This is a genomic window from Micromonospora sp. CNZ322, assembly GCF_007827755.1.
In genome coordinates this window covers 1-1,040 of the sequence record NZ_VITD01000034.1, presented here as the reverse complement: position 1 = coordinate 1,040, position 1,040 = coordinate 1, and the positions used below count along the sequence as shown (strand labels likewise).

The 1,040-nt window shown below is 66.0% G+C and carries 1 protein-coding gene; it reads right to left on the bottom strand.

All coding sequences use genetic code 11. The features are described from left to right. Positions 1-24: 24 nt before the first annotated feature. Positions 25-918: an IS5 family transposase gene (locus FB453_RS33975; RefSeq protein WP_145796922.1), complete on the bottom strand. Its 894-nt coding sequence runs from the start codon at positions 916-918 to the stop codon at positions 25-27. Positions 919-1,040: the final 122 nt, after the last annotated feature.

Sequence of the window (1,040 nt, the reverse complement as noted above, 5' to 3'; positions counted from 1 at the left end):
CTAAGGCGTGTTTCATAAGCCGGGTCAGAGCCATTCGCAGATGATGGTGATGGTCAGGATGGCCTGGAACCGGACGGCCAACTTGTCGTAGCGGGTGGCCACGCCGCGGTGGCGCTTGAGCCTGTTGATGCCGTTCTCGACGGCGTGTCGCATCCGGTAGAGGTTTCGGTCGAACTTCGGCGGGCGTCCGCCGCGGCTGCCCTTGGCCTTGCGGTGGGCGTCCTGGTCGGTCTTGCTCGGGATGCACGCCTTGATTCCACGCTTGCGTAGGTAGGCGCGGTTACCGCGGCTGGTGTACGCCTTGTCGGCCAGGACCAGGTCGGGGCAGGTGCGGGGCCGGCCCACCCCGAGACGGGTCACCTTGATACGGCGCAGGACCGGGATGAACTGCGGGCTGTCACCACGATGCCCGGCGGTCACGACCATCGATAGGACCTTCTGTCCCTGCTCACAGGCCAGATGCGTCTTGGTGGTCAGACCGCCGCGAGATCGTCCGAGGGCGTGATCGGCGGGTTCTTCGTGCACGCCGCCGGGTGGCTCTTTCTGCAGGTGGCCGTCTCTGCGTGCGCCGGCGGCGTGTTGGTGGGCGCGGCTGGTCATCGAGTCCACGCTGATCGTCCAGGTGATCCGGTCTTCCGCGTCTCCGGTGGCCTGTGACGCGGCCAGGATCTTGTCCCAGGTTCCATCGCGCTGCCAACGACGGAACAGTCCGTAGAGCGTCTGCCATGGTCCGTACTCGACCGGGACGTCACGCCAGGGCGACCCGATCCGGATCCGCCACCTGATCCCGTCGATGAGCTGCCGTCTCTCCCACTTCGGCGGACGACCCTTCGCCGACCCGGCAGGCAGCAGGGCGGCGAGCCGCTGCCACTGAGCGTCGGTCAGGTCGTGCCGCCTCGTCACCGCTAAGGTGGCCACGAGGTCTCCGGTATGAAGTTCTTGCTTGGTCGCAGAACCAAATACCGGAGACCTCTTCAGTTGTCGATCACCGCCACGCCGGGACCTTCATCGGCCACCACGACTTCTGAAACACGCCTTAG